The sequence below is a fragment of the Spirosoma endbachense genome (genome assembly GCF_010233585.1).
Classification (GTDB): Bacteria; Bacteroidota; Bacteroidia; order Cytophagales; family Spirosomataceae; genus Spirosoma; species Spirosoma endbachense.
In genome coordinates, this window is sequence record NZ_CP045997.1 from 8,729,644 (window position 1) to 8,747,075 (window position 17,432).

Here is a 17,432-nt window from a genome sequence, read left to right on the forward strand (position 1 = left end):
TTTGCGACCCGATCGAACTGAAAAAATCAGGGCAACACCGTCACAATAACACGCTGGTAACGTGTCAGGGCGGGTATACCTGCATCAGTCACGGCCAGTACGATATGGATTGTTTCAGGTTTCGTTACTTTGGGTGCTACGATAAAGGCATTCTTCTTCAGTTTATCCTGTATCTCGAGCGGGCGATTGCTCTCGAACGTCCCAGGTTCACGGTAATAAATCCACTCATATACCAACGAATTCCCGTCGGGATCACTGGACCCTTCGGCACTTAGCGAAATCTTTTCCCCACCCTTTATCTGTAGTTCACTGGCATGGCCCAGAACAGCAACGGGAGGATGATTGGCTTCTTTATAGGGCTTGATCGTCCAGTCGATGCGGGCGGCAAAATCATGCTGGTAAGCTTTTCGCCATCGCCAGATCGTTGCTTTGTTGCTGTTATGCCACGCGCCATCAATTCCCTGCACCTCATCTTCGGCGTCGGTCCAGATGGGTCGGGTTTCGGGCTCCATGAACCATTTCCGGGTGCGGGGGGTGTAGAGCTCATAACGTCCTCCCCAGCTCCCATAATTCGGATGCTCCGGGTCACTCAGGCCATTGTTTATCAGCCAGAGAAAACTGGGCGTATCGCCTTCCATAATAAAATCCGTATGCGGGTGTTCGGCCCCCAATGGACCGTGATTTTTACGAATATTCGCATCCAGCCAGGCATTGTTTACCAGATTGGAATCAGCCCCATCGAAACCACGCGTAAAGCCATCGCCACTGATGCCTCGCCAGGTCGAATAATGATAACCACCGCGCGCATGAAAACCGGGGCTTACGATAAAGAATAGAGTAGGAAACGTCTTCCGGAGCCACGGCCCCGTATCGTCCTGATCAGAAATCGTATAGACACGAAGTTTAGCAACAAATTTGTCGACCTCGTCGGGTGTACGGGTCTGCCGAACTTTCCAGAGAGCCTGCGCCAGGCAGTTTGCCCCGCCCCAAACGGGTATCCAGACTGGCCGGTCATCTTTTTTATCAACGATAGAAATGATGTGTTCTGAACCTTCGGAATCGTTGCCCGGTCCAACGGCGTCCATGCCATATTTTGGGATTGACGATTTGATAACGCTCAGCAGATAAGCCTCTTCGGGGTATCCTTTTTCGTGAAGCAGTAAGTTAGTCCGAACTTTACCGTAAGCCTGCACAATCCGCCGGATACGCTCGGGCGCCACCCGGTTACGCTGGTGGACGGACGTGGTTGCCACGAGTCCTTCTACATCCCATTGATTTACGTAGGTCAGAAAACGAACCATCGACTGGGCATCATCCGGCTCATTTTCGATATCGGTCAGGATCAGAATCCGTAACTTTTTACTGACATCCTGCGCCTGACAAATTGGTAGTGCCAGCGCCAGCAGGATGAGGGAGCAGATAGACCTTTTCATAACGGATCAAGCGCGCTTTTGGAGTAGATTAAGCGCCATATCGGCAATTCCGATTTCCGAGAGCCCATAATGATCGAATATCTCTATCTGCGACCCGGTTACTGTATATTCATCCGGTATGCCCATGATTTTGAATCGGTTACGGAACCCATTTTCCAATAAAAACGAAGCACAGGCCTCGCCTAAACCCCCATAAACACTGTGTTCTTCGACAGTCAGAATGGGGCAGCCTTTGGCCGCTACCGAAGCCAGTAACGCATAATCCAGCGGCTTAATGGTATGCATACTAATCACCATTGCCTGGATACCGTGTACGTTTTCCAACTGGCGAGCTGCCTGAAGCGCGGGATAGACCGTTTCGCCCGTAGCGACCAGCACCAAATCATCGCCCTCGTTCACAATACGACCTTTACCGAATTCAAATTGTTGATTTTCTTCCGATAAGAGGGGCATCGCTTTTTTACCGAACCGGATATAAATGGGATGGTCCGTTTGAGCCGCCAGCCGGATGGCCTGCTCCGTCTCGAAATTATCGGCGGGTGCCACAACGATCAGGTTATGCACTGCCCGCAAGGCCGCAAAATCGTGTAGACTGTGGTGCGTAGAGCCTAACGCGCCGTAACTCACTCCGGCGCTAATACCAATGAGTTTCACCGGATTGTTGGAATAAGCCACATCCGTTTTGATCTGCTCGAACGACCGGGCGGTCAGGAAACAGGCGGGCGAAACGGCAAACACTTTTTTACCGGTCGAGGCCAATCCTGCTGCCACGCCGACCAGATTTTGTTCAGCAATGCCGATCTCAATAATCTGTGACGGGTATTTCTGCCCAAAAGGCACGAGCTTTCCAGACCCACGCGAGTCGCTGGTTACCGCCAGAATATGCTTATCGGTACTGGCCAACTCCTGAAGTGTACTGGAAAAAACGTCTAAGTTTGCCAGACTTTTCTTATCCGCTACTAGGGTATTTAGTTCTGCCATGAGTTTATTGAATCTCTACAATGCCATCCCGGCCTCTTCCAACTCTGTCAATGCCTGCGCGTACTGTTCCTGATTTGGCACGCCGTGATGCCATTTCAGCTGATTTTCCATGTAACTGATACCTTTTCCTTTTATGGTATGGGCAATAATCAGGCTGGGTTTACCCGGCTCAAAAGGCAGCGAATCGAACGCTTCGGTAAGTTCCTGGAAATCGTGTCCATTCACGTGACGAACCGCCCAACCAAATGCTTCAAACTTCTTGTCGAGCGGATCGGTGTTGCAGACATCGGCCGTTGGACCCGAAATTTGCAGGGTGTTCTTATCGACAATAGCACACAGGTTATCGAGCTTGTAATGCGATGCAGACAAAGCTGCTTCCCAGTTGGAGCCTTCAGGTAGTTCGCCGTCGCCAAGGAGCGTAAAAACGCGATAGGTCAATTCATCCAGCTTGGCAGCCAGGGCCGTTCCTACGCTCAACGCCATACCGTGCCCAAGCGAGCCGGTGTTCTGTTCGATTCCCTTTACTTTTCGGGTTGGGTGACCAATGTAGTGCGACTGATATTTGCACAGGGTTTCCAGATCCGATTCCGGGAAAAATCCCTTGTCTGCCAATACAACATAGAGAGCCTCTACGGTATGCCCTTTGCTCTGGATGTAGCGGTCACGGTTGGGCGATTTAGCCGTTTCCGGACTGACATTCAGAACGTAATTGTACAGTACATTCAGAATATCGACACAGGACAGGCTCCCCCCCGTATGGCCAGCCTTGGCCCCAACAATGTACTTCAGGATATTTTTTCGATACGTAACCGACTTGCGGGCTAACTCCTGTAGGCTCATAGACTTCGCGGTTGAACAACACTAAAAATTGATGGTGTGGATAGAATCAGGATTGATGCTCATAAACTTCCCAGCCCATATAATTCGACAGAGCCTCTTTGAGAATACCAGCGGTTTTGGACGCATTCATGACGACATGGTGTTCAAAACCATTCCGGCATACATACTGCATAAGATTCTGGAGATTGTTGATCTTCGCCACAGCCCGGTTGCCGAATGTATTCAGGGCATCGTCGGTTAGGGCACCCTCGCCAATATAGGCTTTGATAATTCCTTTGGGATCGTCGGTACTGATGCGGCCGAAGGTAAGCGGAGAGGCTGGTGTACGACCTGCCAGAGCCCCATACGTATTTTCTTCCCCAACGGTAGTACCCAGAATCGGTGCCGTGCTGATTTCGATATCCGGCAAAAACGATTTTGCCCAGTTACCGCAATGGAACAGAACGCACTTGTTTTCGTCGTCGGCGTAGTTGTTGTTCCAGTCGACCAGCGCACTTGGTGAGCCCGATGCGAGCTGCATGGCGTACATGCTCAGCGTGCCTGTTACGTCTACTTCACACGCGCTGGGCAGCATGTTCTCGCTCATGATACTCATGCTTGTACAGACATTGCAACCGTAATTTTGCTGAAGCGATGTCCAGCACTGAATGGCCGTAGCGTCCAGTGCGTGTTCGGTCATAAAATCAGCCAGTACAACATCCAGTTTGGCAATCTGAACCAGTTTATCGTCGGGTGTACGGCCCGTTGGCGTATAGGCTTTGATCGCTTCGAGTCGTTCTTTTACCGACTGGTCGTCTTTCGTCAGCTTATTGGCATTGCCCAGAATCTGTGACAAATCGACGGTAACGACCGATATGCCATGCCGCTGGAGTATTTTTTCACTATACCGGACGGTGTTAAATCCACCGGGCCGAGCGCCAACCGCTCCGATTCTGACATTCCGCATTCCTTTCACGACCCGGCAGGTAGCTACAAAATTAGTCAGGTCCGTGGCAAAACTGGGGTCCGACGGGTGCACGACGTGCTTGGTTGTCAGTGAGTATTTTATGCCGAACTGATACAGGTTATTGCAGACAGAGATTTTCCCACACCAGGCATCCCGCCGACGGGCTACGTCCATCCGGTTCAGATCGTCGGGGTAGGCCTGAATCAATACGGGCACATCCAGCCGGGCAAGTTTCAATGTTTCAGCAACCCCTCTTTCGTCGCCAAAATTGGGCAGAACCACCAGAATGCCCATAATCTGGTCGGCATGTTTTCTGAATAGTTCAGCGCATTTCTGAGCTTCCTGAAATGTTTCGACACCTCCCAGCTTTGTCTGCGACTCATCCAGCATAATGGGTTTGACTCCTACTTTCTGGAATATCTCCAGCAAATCGGTCCGGCATTCGCCAACTAGTTTATCAGGGAAGAAATCGCGGTTGCCAATAATGACGCCTAAACTTACAGGGGTAGTCGATTTTATACTCATGATCTGGAGAATCGCAATAAATCAAGCAATTGGCCTGCTGGTGAGCACTTGTACTACGCAGCAACAGTAACCAGAGCAAAGATAAAAGCAATAAATAGAAAATAAAAGAAATAAAATGAAGATTGTCGGGGTATTAATTAGGTACTATAAGGTTACCATTCTGAGTCAGTGCAATCGGCACTATGAAAGGCAAGGTGGTTTTATATAGTTAATGTGCTTATTATAGATTCAAAACCAGCTTATTCCTGCTCTAAAGTAGTACCTATTTTATTTTTTATTTAAAAGGAGAATGACTACTTTCTTTTACTTTCTAAAATATTCTTATTTTTGCCATCCTTAAGTAGATACACGCTTATCAGGCTGAAATCTTGAGGTCGACCGACCGCTCACTCTTCGTCGTCGATAGTTCGTCATCTCGTCTCTGAATCATATATCTTCCATGAAAAGAGTACTTTCCTTCATTGCCCTATTCGTCTTAATCACCTCAACTGGTTTCGCTCAGAATCAGGCGACCTGGATCTGGTATCCGGGTGATTTTGAAATCTGGCTGGGCAATAACATGCAAAACCGGCGCACTGAACGCGGAACATTCTTACCTCCATTCTGGAAGCTGGACAGTCACTATAACCTTATCGATTTTCATAAGGATTTTGATCTGGCGCAGCCCGAAGAGGTCGATCTTTTTGTGGAAGGGAAATTCAATGTAAAGATCGACGGCAAAGCCTTTTCGGGTTATCCCAAACGAATTACCGTACCTGCCGGAAAGCATAAGGTAAGCCTGAAAGTCTTTTGCCAGGACCGTGTTCCAGCCATTTATGTACGAGGCAAAAACGTGGTTTCCGATGGCACCTGGTTAGTCACATTTGAAGACAAGGAATGGATCGATGAAACCGGAAAAGCGTCGGATCAGTCCGGTACGACCTGGCTCAAAGCTGGCTCCTGGAACTTCAATGATCCTCAGCAACCACCTTCAATATTTAAGCTGAATACCAAAGAGTTATCGGCAGTAAACGTAACACCAAAGGCAGGCTCGCTGCTGCTTGACTTTGGCAGGGAAACGTTTGGCTTTATCAACCTGAAAGGGCTGACGGGTAAAGGCCAGGTCACTATTTATTACGGTGAATCCCGCGAGGAAGCCCTGGCCACAGCAACCTGCGAAACGACCGATCATCTAGAAATCGATCTGACCCAGAAGCGCGATTCGATCATGGAGTTGACCAAAGCGTTCCGGTATGTGAATGTGCAATTCGACGGCAGTGTTTCGATCGATTCGGTCTCGATGCTGTACGAATACCTCCCCGTTGCCGATCGGGGAAGCTTCCGGTGTTCCGACGAGCAGATCAATAAAATATACGATGTAGCCGCCTATACGCTGCATCTCAATACGCGCGAGTTTTTTATCGACGGCATCAAGCGTGACCGCTGGATCTGGTCGGGCGATGCTTACCAGAGCTACCTGATGAATTATTATCTGCTGTTTGACTCGCCCTCAGTGACGCGGACATTGCTGGCTTTGCGGGGTAAAGACCCGGTCACGAGCCACATCAACACCATTATGGACTATACATTTTACTGGTTCATAGGCATTTACGATTACTACCAATATACCGGCGACAAAGTCTTTATTCAGCAATTTTATCCGCGTATGCAAAGTCTGATGAACTATTGCCTGTCGCGTAGGAACAAAAATGGATTGCTGGAAGGGCTGGCAGGCGACTGGATATTCATCGATTGGGCCGACGGTTTGAGTAAAAAAGGGGAAGTTAGTTTTGAACAGTTATTGTTCGCACGAAGCCTGGAAACGATGGCGCTCTGTGCCACGATCGTGAATGATGCCCCAAACGCGGCTACGTACAATCAGTTGGCAGCCGATGTAAAAACGAAGCTGTTTACCAACTACTGGAGTGATACCAAACAGGCACTGGTGCATAGCCGGGTCGACGGTGTGCCGACTCAGAACGTGACCCGCTATGCCAACATGTTTGCCATCTTTTTCAATTATCTGGACGATGCCAAAAAGCAGGCGATCAAACAGCATGTGCTCCTCAACCCCGAAGTACCCAAAATTACCACACCCTACATGCGTTTCTACGAACTCGAAGCCCTTTGCGCACTGGGTGAACAAAGCTACGTAACGAAAGAAATAAAGGATTACTGGGGTGGTATGTTGAATCTGGGCGCTACCTCGTTCTGGGAAGAATATAACCCCGCCAAAAAAGGAGCCGAACATTATGCGATGTATGGGCGGGAGTTTGGCAAAAGCCTTTGCCATGCCTGGGGAGCCAGTCCTATTTATCTGCTCGGAAAATATTATCTGGGCGTTAAACCAACAGCCCCCGCTTATGCAACGTATTCCATTGAGCCACAACTGGGTGGTTTGCAGTGGATTGACGGAAAAGTCCCCACGCCAGATGGTGATGTCAGCGTTTATTGCAGCACTAAAGAGATTAAAGTAACGGGAGCTGGCGGAACCGGGACGCTCCGGTTTAAAAGCAGGACAAAACCCGTATCAAAACAGGCCACCATCCGATTGGTAAGTACTGGCCTGTATGAAATGACGGTAGAAAAAGGCAAAAGCTACGAGGTGAATTATCAGCTTTAAGACAGCTGGGCAAATACGACAACATCCTACAATTTCCAGAGAAAATAGCATATCCCATAAGGGATTATTGCCATTAATTTTGACTTTCGTGCTATTTAATTATCAGAATCTCATTGGAACGGATTACAGCCACATACTACGTAGAAACACCATTTAACCCTGAATCAGCGGCTTCGATACTGGCGGGAGAGCAATCGTCGGGAACGTTCGTGGCCGTACCGGGTGAAACAGAAGAGCTCAAACACCGGTTTGCGGCCCGTGTCGAATTGGTAGAACGATTAGAAACGGTTCGGGAACCAGCCATTCCGGGAGCGGTTAGCGTATCGGAAAATTACCACCGGGCCATGATCCGGGTATCGTGGTCCGTCGAGAATTTTGGGTATAACCTTCCGGTTCTGATTTCCACAGTACAGGGCAATCTGTATGAACTACGGCAATTTACTGGCCTAAAACTCCTCGATATCGAGCTACCGCCTTCATTTGCCAGTCAGTATGCAGGGCCCGCTTTCGGTATAGCCGGTTGTCGGCAGCTCACCGGCGTGCAGGATCGCCCGTTGATTGGCACCATTGTGAAACCGAGTATCGGGCTTAGTCCCCAGCAAACCGCCGATCTGGTCAAAACCCTTGCCGAAGCGGGCATCGACTTCGTAAAAGATGATGAACTGCTCGGCTCTTCGGCCAATTCGCCCTTTGCTGATCGGGTCGATGCAGTCATGGACGTGATCAATCGACACGCTGACAAAACGGGCAAAAAAATAATGTATGCCTTTAACATCAGCGGTGAAGTAGACGATATGCTGCACCGGTACGAGAAAATCGTTAGCCGGGGCGGAACCTGTGCCATGATCAGCCTGAATAGTGTCGGGATATCGGCCACCAAGAAAATCTGCGACCAACGCGAGCTGGCCATCCACGGACATCGCAATGGCTGGGGTATGCTCACCCGCCACCCCCTGTTAGGCATTGCGTTTCCGGCCTATCAAAAACTCTGGCGTCTGGCAGGTGTCGATCAGATTCACGTAAACGGCATCCAGAATAAATTCTGGGAGTCGGATGATAGCGTTGTGCAATCCATTGAAGCCTGCCTGACTCCGCTGTTTGGCGGTTATTCAATACTGCCCGTAGTATCGTCGGGGCAGTGGGGTGGTCAGGCTCCCGAAACGTATCGCCGAACCAGAACAACCGATTTACTGTACATGGCCGGTGGTGGAATTCTGGCTCATCCAATGGGCCCCGCTGCGGGCGTAACTGCGCTACAGCAGGCCTGGAAGGCCGCAGTCGATGGATTAAGCGTTCAGGAGGCAGCTAGTGTCTATCCAGAGTTTGCTAAATCAGTTGAAAAATTTGGCGGAAACTAAAATGATGCATGAGCTGCATCTAGGACTTTCGCTGAGAAGCGTGCCACGGTTACTGATGACGAGTTGATAACCGTGGCATGCTTCTCAGCGAAAGTCCTAACATCATATATCTCTGATTTACAAGACCATAACCTATACATCAATAGTACAAGTCAATGAACACCTCCCTGCTCCTAGCCTATTATGGCGATGATTTTACGGGTTCTACCGATGCCCTGGAATTCCTAAGCCGGGCAGGGGTCAAAACGGCTTTGTTTATAGAAACACCAACACCTGAACAGCTGGCGGCCTATTCCGATCTGCGTGCAATTGGGGTTGCTGGCATGACCCGCTCCATGCCCCCTGAGTCCATGGAACCCGTTTTACGATCGGCCTTCATGGAATTGCGGAACCTAGGCACACGGCATGTCCATTATAAAGTTTGTTCAACCTTCGATTCGTCACCTATAATAGGCAGCATCGGTAAGGCGATTGATGTCGGCCAGGAGGTGTTTCATAAGAATTTTATTCCCTTACTCGTCGCGGCACCGTCGCTTGGGCGTTATTGCGTATTTGGTAACCTGTTTGCCCGGATGGGTATTGGCAGCGAGGGCGCCATTTTTCGACTCGACAGGCATCCATCCATGAGCAAACATCCCGTAACGCCCGCTGATGAGAGCGATCTCCGGCTTCATTTAGCCAGACAAACAACCAAAAAAGTTGGCTTGCTGGACATACTCCAACTTACTAAAAATCAGGAAGATATTCAGAATACGATTACGTCTTTATTGCAGGACGGATCGGACATAATCCTGTTCGATGCCCTCTATGACAATCAGTTAGCACCCATTGGCGAACTGATCGATTCGTATGGGCATCCACACAATCCGTTGTTTTCGGTTGGCTCGTCGGGTATTGAAATGGCACTTGGAAAATACTGGGAGACAATCGGGGCGTTACAGCCCGTAACCGCCTGGCCAGATCCGGGTGAAGCAGCACCCTTATTGGTGTTATCGGGCAGTTGTTCGCCCGTTACAGCCAAACAAATTGCCTGGGCCACAGCCAATGGCTTTGCCGAAATCATCATCGATGCGCAACAGATTGACGCTGGTACCGGGATCATGACGGATTATAACCGGAATGCGATTGAGTTCATCAGCGAGGGCCGCTCTGTCATCATCCATACGGGCGGTACTAGTGCAGAACAAAACAAGCTGTTATCCTCTCAAAAATTAGGTACTACGCTGGGATTGATTGCCCGAGAAGTTGTTGGCCAGTGCTCAGTGATAAAACGAGTCGTAGTGGCCGGTGGTGACACATCGAGCTATGCAGCCAGGGCGATGGGCATCGAAGCCGTTGAAATGATCGCTCCGCTGGTGGCCGGAGCACCGCTTTGTAAAGCAACGGCCCCCGGATCACCCATCAATGGTATTGACGTAAACTTTAAAGGCGGTCAGGTCGGTGCCGAAAACTACTTCGGTATTTTGCTCGAAGGACACGTGTTTTAGGCGCGATTGCCGGTCAAATTCTCCGAAAGGACAATGCCCGCATGTGAGCTTATAACAGCCAAACATTACTTAACATTTTGAAAACCATACAGACAAAATGAGCACAAAAACAATAGGTCTTATTCATACCTCAGCTACGTTGGTACCTGTTTTTCAGGCACTGACCAATGAATATTTGCCGGGCATTCAAACGTTTAACATTGTTGATGACAGTCTGATCAAAAACGTCATCAAGCGCGGAGAACTTACGCCCGATACCGCCCGGCGCGTGGTCGATTATGTCGGTTCGGCCGAGGCCGCCGGAGCCGATTTTATTCTGGTAACCTGCTCTTCCATTGGTGCTGCGGTAGAAGCGGCTGCCGCTCTCACACAGGTTCCCGTTTTGCGGGTCGATCAACCGATGGCCGATAAAGCCGTTCAGATCGGTAAAAAGATTGGTGTCATTGCTACCCTGCCAACCACCCTTGGCCCTACCAGCGATCTAGTTCGTCGACGGGCAGTGGTTGCCGGTCAGGAAATCGAGCTCACATCCGTCCTGTGTGAAGGCGCATTCGACGCGCTCATGAAGGGCGACACAGCCACGCATGATACGATGGTCGCTACGGCCTTAAAAGACCTGAGCACCCGGGTCGATGTGATTGTTCTGGCGCAGGCATCAATGGCACGAGTTGTTGATACGCTGGATGCCAGCGATAAAAAAGTACCGATTCTGGCGAGTCCGACGATTGCGATCCAACACCTGGCCGAACAGTTTTCGTAGTGTTCAGACGTATTTTCTGTCATCCCGATGCTGTAGGAATGGCAAAAAAACCAACCCATGAATAAAATACCTCTCGTCATCTCTGCCCTTGCCCTGGCTCTATTGCTGGCTGGCCTTTTCCTGCAAAATGCCAGTCTCTGGCAACCGGCAGCAGTGATTGCTGCGGTCAGCTTTGCGCTGGGCATGAAGGCCATTCCTGCACTGAAAACCTATCAGTACACTGCCTGGATCATTGTGGCCGTGATTGCGGGAATGATTTATCCGGGGGCTTTCAGCCATTGGGGTTCGTTCGATCTACGGAATAAATGGCTCATTCTGCTGATTATCCAGCTGGTCATGTTCGGGATGGGGATTCAGATGAGCATCCGGGATTTTTCAGGGTTGGCGACAACGGGCAAAGGTGTAGCGATTGGGCTTTTCTGCCATTTCTCGGTGATGCCGCTGATGGGCCTACTCTTGACTAAAGTATTTAAGTTTGAGCCAGAAATAGCGGCTGGTATTATCCTGATTGGCTCCTGCTCAAGTGGGTTGGCCTCCAACGTGATGGTTTATCTGGCCAAAGCCAATCTGGTCCTTTCGGTTGTTGTAACGGCCATGGCAACGCTGGCGGCTCCATTTCTAACACCTTTATTGCTCAAGCTACTGGCCGGAACGCTCATCGAAATCAAGTTTGTGAACATGATGATGGAAATTATCAAAATTGTCATTGTTCCTATTTTTGCAGCGTTGGTACACGACTACTTAAAAACAGCTTCATCTACAAGCAGACGGATGGTCTATTTGCTGGCTGGACTGGCTATAGGCTGGCTGGTTGCGCTGGGGTTTGGTTTGTGGGCCTTTTTCGAGACTCATCTGTCAAGTCCGGAATTGCTTCAATTTATGGAGATTTTCAGCTTTTTATTGGCCGCTTTAGTCGTTGGCGTCATCTATCACCAGGCAGCAACCAGCAATCCTAAACTGGATAAATTGATGCCTTATTTATCAATGTTTGGCATCATCTATTTCACCGCCGTTACGACCGCAGCCGGTCGCGACAATCTGCTGAACGTCGGTCTTCTGCTCTTTATCAGTTCCGTGATTCACAACGCAGCCGGTTATTTTTTTGGTTACTGGTTCAGTCGCCTGTTCGGTCTCGACAAAAACTCTGCCCGAACCGTTGCCTTTGAGGTTGGACTGCAAAACGGCGGTATGGCGTCGGGCCTGGCGGGCAGTATGGGTAAATTAGGAACGGTTGGTCTTCCAGCTGCAGTATTCAGTCCGTGGATGAACATTTCGGGCTCTATTCTGGCAAATTACTGGCGCCGAAGACCGGTATCGGATACACCCACCAGCGCGCACGTCGAGCAAGTCACTACGTCGACTCACTAAAATTTCCGTCGGATACTTCATTCTGATTACTTCGTTCAACTACTCAAACGTGCGTTTTACATCTCCATCAAAAATTCAAAATTTTCAAGAAGTTATACCATGCTAATATTGTATAATTTTTAGAGAAAATGGTGGAAACCGACGTTCACTTAATGCCCTAAGTTTGTCAAATCCCTTCAGCTCTTAAAAGTATCCTACTTTCAGGAAGCTCTGCTATAGGCAATCACATCGAGTCAGTAAAGTAAACAAACGCTTGAATACTAGCACTGTACAAGACAACTCCTTAATCAATAGTACGATCATGAAAAATATGTATACCTGCTTTCTCAGTCTGCTTGGGCTGATTCAGGTGGGTTTCCCAACTGTAGTATTTAGTAACCCGGAGCGAACGCCCCAGGTTTCAGAGAACAAGGCTTCGACGGTATTATTTACCCACCTGGTATCCGCAAAAATACCTGCACCAACGCTTGCTCCAACCGACACAAAATCGGATCAACCGGCAGCGGACAGAACGATCAAAGGGACGGTTAAAGACGAAAACGGCCAGGGTTTACCGGGCGTTAGTGTGGTTATCAAAAACACCGGCAAAGGAACCACGACCGACGCAAATGGCACCTATCAATTGACCGCTCCCGATGGAGCTACCACGTTGGTTTTCAGTTTTGTCGGTTATCTGTCGCAGGAAGTGCCGATTACGAATCAAACAGACCTGAACATAACGCTTCAGGTTGATAATAAGCAACTGAATGAGGTTGTGGTGGTTGGGTATGGAACGCAGCGCAAACGCGACCTGACCGGCTCGGTGGTTTCCATCAAAGGCGACGAAACAACCAAGATACCCGTGACTACGCCAGTCGAAGCGCTCCAGGGGAAAATTCCCGGTGCCGACATCACCCGGAATAGTGGGTACGCGGGTGCGAGTGCTTCGATACGGATTCGGGGTAACCGCTCAATTGCGAACCCCAGCAGTTCGAACAATGTCCTGTACATCGTCGACGGTGTGCAGGGCGTGAATGCCGCCGATATAAACCCGAATGATATTGCCTCAATTGACGTATTGAAAGATGCGTCCTCAACGGCCATTTACGGTTCTCGTGGGGCCAACGGAGTAATTATCATTACGACCAAGCGCGGCACAGGCGGCAAACCTAAACTCAGCCTGAGTTCGTATGCGGGTGTATCGGAGGTAGCGGGCTATGGTAAGTTTATGACTGGTCCTGAATACATTGCATTCCGGCGCGAAGCCTACCGGGCCGCTGGCACCTGGAGCAGCCCGGCCGATGATTCGAAGATTTTCAATGCTCCCCAGTTAGATGCCATTCAGAAGCAGCAGTTTCCGGTCTGGCCCGATCTGTTGCTGAAGCAGGGCTTTCAGCAGGACCACCAACTGAGCGTTACCGGCGGAACCGATAAAACCAAAGTGTATTTCTCGGCCGGCTATTATAACGAAAAAGGTATCCTGCAACTGGACGAGTACAAGCGCTATTCGGCCCGGATGAACATCGACCAGACCATCAATAACTGGATTACAGCGGGCATCCAGACCCAACTCGCGTACATTGACAACGACATTCGCCGGGACCCATTCAACCGGGCATCCAACATTCCGCCTTTGGGCACACCTTATGACGAAAACGGCAATTTTATTCCGTTTCCGCTGGGTGGAAGCGTCATCAACCCACTGGCCGATGAGCAGCCAAACGCCTACAAACGAAACCAGAAAACGAACCGCGGTACGCTTTCTGCCTATGTCGAACTCGCCCCTTTTGCGGGCTTCACGGTTCGCTCAACGCTAGGCGCTATTTTCTCAACGTCCGAGCTGGGAAATTACTACGGCCGCAACACCATCGACGGCGCCGGGAGCAGATCGCAGGCGTCCATCACCAGCAACCAGAGCCGGAATATGAGCTGGGAGAACGTATTTACGTATAAGCGAGCCATTCAGGACCACTCGTTTACCATTACAGGCGTTACCAGCTATCTGTCATTCAATAATACGTCAAGCTTCGCGGGCGGCAATAACCAGCTGATTCCGGCCCAGTATTTCTATAACCTGGCGGCTGCCAACCAAAACCCGTTCTGGGGAAGTGGCTTCAGCAGCAACCGGCTGATCTCGTTTACCGGACGTATCAATTACAACTGGAAAGACAAATACCTGCTGACCGTCACGGGACGTAGCGACGGTTCATCTAAATTAGGCGAAGGCCATAACTGGGCATTCTTCCCATCGGCGGGATTGGGCTGGCGCATCAGCGACGAGTCGTTCATGAAAAACCAAAAGGTAGTTACCGATCTGAAACTGCGGGCGAGCTATGGTATATCGGGGAATGACGTCATCAATCCATACGCTACGCAAAACTCGCTGACCACGGTTTCGTTTGCCTACAACGACGCCAATGCCGCCAATGCGTACCTGATCAGTCCAACCATCGGGAACCAGGATCTGAAATGGGAGCTGACCACCACCGCCGATGTGGGGGTGGATGTGGGCTTGCTCAACAACCGCATTACGGCCAACATCGATTACTACGATGCCCGCACCAACGACCTCATTTTTCCGTATACCCTGCCGCTGCTGACGGGCGTAACGACGGTGAACCGCAACATCGGCGTAACCCGGAACCGAGGGATTGAAATTGGCATCACGACGCAGAACATCAATCAGAAAGGCTTCAGCTGGTCAACGAATCTGACGTTCGCCCGCAACAAAGAGATGATCGAGTCACTGCCAAACGGCAACGTCATCGCCGACGATTACCGAAATTCCCTGATCGAAGGACAGCCGTCGCAGATTTATTACGACTACAAAAAGGTGGGTATCTGGCAGTTGGGCGAAGAGTCGGCCGCAGCTAAATACAACGCCATTCCCGGCGACATCAAAATTGCCGATATAAACAACGACGGTAAAATTGACGGAACAGACCGGACAATCATCGGGTCGCGCGTACCGCAGTGGACGGGTGGTCTGTCAAACGACATTCGCTACAAAGGGTTTGACCTGAACATTCTGTTTATAGCCCGGGCCGGGCAGTGGATCAGCTCGGACTATTATGCCAAGTACAACCGGAACGGTAATAACAACGGCGCCAGCATCGACTACTGGACTCCCGAAAACCCAACCAACGAGTACCCTCGTCCGAACGCCAACCGCAGCTCGACCTACGTCACAACCCTGACCGAGCGGCAGGCTTCGTTTGTTAAACTTCGCAACGTTACGTTGGGCTATACGATTCCCAAGACCGTCACTGGTAAACTTAAAATTGATAACGTGCGCCTATACGTGTCGGGTAAAAATCTGTATACGTTCAGCAATCTGAAAGATTTTGATCCGGAAAACGAAGGTGTCATCGACCAGCCGCTCTCCCGATTGTACGTATTCGGTCTGAACATTGGCTTTTAAAGAGCGACAGAGTGAATGAGCGTTTTTACAGGTATTCGCTCTGTCACTCATTCACTCTGTCGCTCATTCACTCTTTCAAAAAAATGAAAACATACATAAAATACATTTCACTTCTTGCGCTGATCGCTACGGGGCTCTCGTGCAAACAGGATTTGCAGGAATACAACCCAGCCGGATCGACGGCTCAAACCCTGTTCACGACGCCTGAAGGCATTGAAGCGGGTGTCAATGGGGTTTATTCCTACAATCGCTATTTCTACGGAAAAGAAGAAGGGCAGGCGCTCATGGAAATGGGTACTGATATCTGGACGAATGCCGCCAATAACGGCAATACCGGTACGAATGGCCTTTTCCCACAGCCTCCGCTGATGACATATCAGGGCCTGACGACAGACAATGTCTGGGTGAAAACCCGGATGTGGCAACAATGCTACGCAGCAATTAATCTGGCGAATAACGTACTAAAATACCTTCCCAGCGCTGGCGTTCCTGCCGCTCGTCAGAAAGAACTGGAAGGCGAATCGCGGTTTCTCCGGGCCTGGTATTACTGGCATCTGGTCGAAAGTTTTGGCCCGGTTCCGCTTCAGTTAGAGCCTACAGAAACTATTCTGACTACCGCTACCCGCACACCTGTCGATGCGGTTTATGAGCAGATTTTCCAGGATCTTCAGTTTGCCGTTACGGCCATTCCGCTAACAACCACAGACTATGGACGGATTACCCGACCAGCTTCCGAAGCCTTTCTGGCGAAGGTGTATCTGACGCGGGGCAAAAATCAGGAAGCGAGCAATTACGCCAAAAAGGTGATTACGGGCTACTCGTACAAGCTGTTGCCTACATACGCTAGTTTATGGTCGATAACAGGCCAGCAAAATACGGAGGTGCTATGGTCCGTAAATTACTCGACCAATCTGGCCTTCAATGCGGGCAGTAACCTGAATCACACGCTGTTCCTGATGGAGTACAACACCCAACCGGGTATGAAACGCGACGTAGCCAATGGTTTTCCAAACGTTCGCTACATGCCGACGTTGTTCCTGCTCAATCTGTTCAACGAGCAAAACGACTCTCGGTATAACGCATCGTTCAAGTCGGCCTGGAAAGCCAACGAAACCGACGCAACCAAACGCCCGGCGGGCATGAATGTGGGCGATACGGCCGTCTTTACGACAAAATACCCCGTAACAGCCGCTTTCCGACAGTCGAAAAAGTACAAGATTTATGATGTAAATGATATGTACAAAGCCGACGGTACGCCTAACGATCGTTTTCACTACGTATCACTTCAGAAATTCGATGATCCGACTCGGGCGACGGATACCGAGACCCAAAGTGCGCGAGATGCCTACATTCTGCGTCTCGGTGAGATGTATCTGATCGCGGCTGAAGCCCTGTTTAACCTCGGCAAGAAAGATTCGGCGGCTTATTACGTGAACGAAATCCGGACGCGGGCAGCCGTACCGGGTCGCCAGGCGAACATGCGTGTAGCAGCCGCCGACGTAACGCTCGACTTCATTCTGGACGAACGTGCCCGCGAATTAGCCGGTGAACAGGTTCGCTGGTTTGATTTAAAACGGACGAACAAACTGGTTGAGCGGGCCAAAAAATACAATCCAGATGCGGCTCCAAATATCCAGCCATTCCATGTACTCCGGCCCATTCCCCAAAGCGAAATAGATGCGGTGACCAATAAAAACGACTTCAAACAGAACGCCGGTTATTAGAACTTAAA

General features: G+C 50.1%; 11 protein-coding genes. 7 read left to right on the forward strand and 4 right to left on the reverse strand.

The genetic code is table 11. The features are described 5' to 3' along the window. Positions 1-26: 26 nt before the first annotated feature. From GJR95_RS35335 to GJR95_RS35350, 4 genes are read right to left on the reverse strand one after another with little or no spacing between them, the layout of a single operon-like run. Positions 27-1,433, reverse strand: a complete 1,407-nt coding sequence (locus GJR95_RS35335; RefSeq protein WP_162390335.1) for a DUF1593 domain-containing protein — start codon at positions 1,431-1,433, stop codon at positions 27-29. A gap of 6 nt (positions 1,434-1,439) precedes the next feature. Continuing rightward, positions 1,440-2,414, reverse strand: a complete 975-nt coding sequence (locus GJR95_RS35340; RefSeq protein ID WP_162390336.1) for a transketolase family protein — start codon at positions 2,412-2,414, stop codon at positions 1,440-1,442. 15 nt (positions 2,415-2,429) lie between these two features. Next, the gene (locus tag GJR95_RS35345; RefSeq protein ID WP_162390337.1) at positions 2,430-3,254 is read right to left on the reverse strand and encodes a transketolase; all 825 of its coding nucleotides are present in this window, start codon (positions 3,252-3,254) and stop codon (positions 2,430-2,432) included. A gap of 46 nt (positions 3,255-3,300) precedes the next feature. After that, positions 3,301-4,725 (reverse strand): L-fucose/L-arabinose isomerase family protein, encoded by a 1,425-nt coding sequence (locus GJR95_RS35350; RefSeq protein ID WP_162390338.1) that lies wholly within the window; start codon positions 4,723-4,725, stop codon positions 3,301-3,303. 439 nt (positions 4,726-5,164) lie between these two features. On the opposite strand from GJR95_RS35350, the gene GJR95_RS35355 reads away from it, so the two are divergent. The 7 genes from GJR95_RS35355 to GJR95_RS35385 all read left to right on the forward strand — a co-directional run bounded on the left by GJR95_RS35355 (position 5,165) and on the right by GJR95_RS35385 (position 17,424). Further along, positions 5,165-7,327, forward strand: coding sequence for an alpha-L-rhamnosidase-related protein (locus GJR95_RS35355; RefSeq protein ID WP_162390339.1), 2,163 nt, complete (start codon positions 5,165-5,167; stop codon positions 7,325-7,327). Positions 7,328-7,440: 113 nt separating this feature from the next. Then, positions 7,441-8,685, forward strand: coding sequence for a ribulose-bisphosphate carboxylase large subunit family protein (locus GJR95_RS35360; protein ID WP_162390340.1), 1,245 nt, complete (start codon positions 7,441-7,443; stop codon positions 8,683-8,685). A gap of 155 nt (positions 8,686-8,840) precedes the next feature. Continuing rightward, a complete protein-coding gene (locus GJR95_RS35365; RefSeq protein WP_162390341.1) occupies positions 8,841-10,172 on the forward strand; it encodes a four-carbon acid sugar kinase family protein in 1,332 nt (443 codons plus the stop codon). A 97-nt stretch (positions 10,173-10,269) separates the two neighbouring features. Next, positions 10,270-10,932 (forward strand): aspartate/glutamate racemase family protein, encoded by a 663-nt coding sequence (locus tag GJR95_RS35370; RefSeq protein ID WP_162390342.1) that lies wholly within the window; start codon positions 10,270-10,272, stop codon positions 10,930-10,932. A gap of 57 nt (positions 10,933-10,989) precedes the next feature. Beyond that, on the forward strand, positions 10,990-12,300 hold the full coding sequence (locus tag GJR95_RS35375; protein ID WP_162390343.1) for a bile acid:sodium symporter family protein: 1,311 nt from the start codon (positions 10,990-10,992) through the stop codon (positions 12,298-12,300). Positions 12,301-12,601: 301 nt separating this feature from the next. Beyond that, positions 12,602-15,700, forward strand: a complete 3,099-nt coding sequence (locus GJR95_RS35380) for a SusC/RagA family TonB-linked outer membrane protein (protein ID WP_198424769.1) — start codon at positions 12,602-12,604, stop codon at positions 15,698-15,700. 83 nt (positions 15,701-15,783) lie between these two features. Then, entirely contained in the window at positions 15,784-17,424 is a 1,641-nt protein-coding gene (locus GJR95_RS35385; protein WP_162390344.1) for a RagB/SusD family nutrient uptake outer membrane protein, read from the forward strand. The last annotated feature ends 8 nt before the right edge of the window (positions 17,425-17,432 follow it).

Bases quoted from the DNA above. Each gene is read 5' to 3' on its own strand.
- GJR95_RS35335 (WP_162390335.1), bottom strand. From the start codon at position 1,433: ATGAAAAGGTCTATCTGCTCCCTCATCCTGCTGGCGCTGGCACTACCA.
- GJR95_RS35340 (WP_162390336.1), bottom strand. From the start codon at position 2,414: ATGGCAGAACTAAATACCCTAGTAGCGGATAAGAAAAGTCTGGCAAAC.
- GJR95_RS35345 (WP_162390337.1), bottom strand. From the start codon at position 3,254: ATGAGCCTACAGGAGTTAGCCCGCAAGTCGGTTACGTATCGAAAAAAT.
- GJR95_RS35350 (WP_162390338.1), bottom strand. From the start codon at position 4,725: ATGAGTATAAAATCGACTACCCCTGTAAGTTTAGGCGTCATTATTGGC.
- GJR95_RS35355 (WP_162390339.1), top strand. From the start codon at position 5,165: ATGAAAAGAGTACTTTCCTTCATTGCCCTATTCGTCTTAATCACCTCA.
- GJR95_RS35365 (WP_162390341.1), top strand. From the start codon at position 8,841: ATGAACACCTCCCTGCTCCTAGCCTATTATGGCGATGATTTTACGGGT.
- GJR95_RS35370 (WP_162390342.1), top strand. From the start codon at position 10,270: ATGAGCACAAAAACAATAGGTCTTATTCATACCTCAGCTACGTTGGTA.
- GJR95_RS35375 (WP_162390343.1), top strand. From the start codon at position 10,990: ATGAATAAAATACCTCTCGTCATCTCTGCCCTTGCCCTGGCTCTATTG.
- GJR95_RS35380 (WP_198424769.1), top strand. From the start codon at position 12,602: ATGAAAAATATGTATACCTGCTTTCTCAGTCTGCTTGGGCTGATTCAG.
- GJR95_RS35385 (WP_162390344.1), top strand. From the start codon at position 15,784: ATGAAAACATACATAAAATACATTTCACTTCTTGCGCTGATCGCTACG.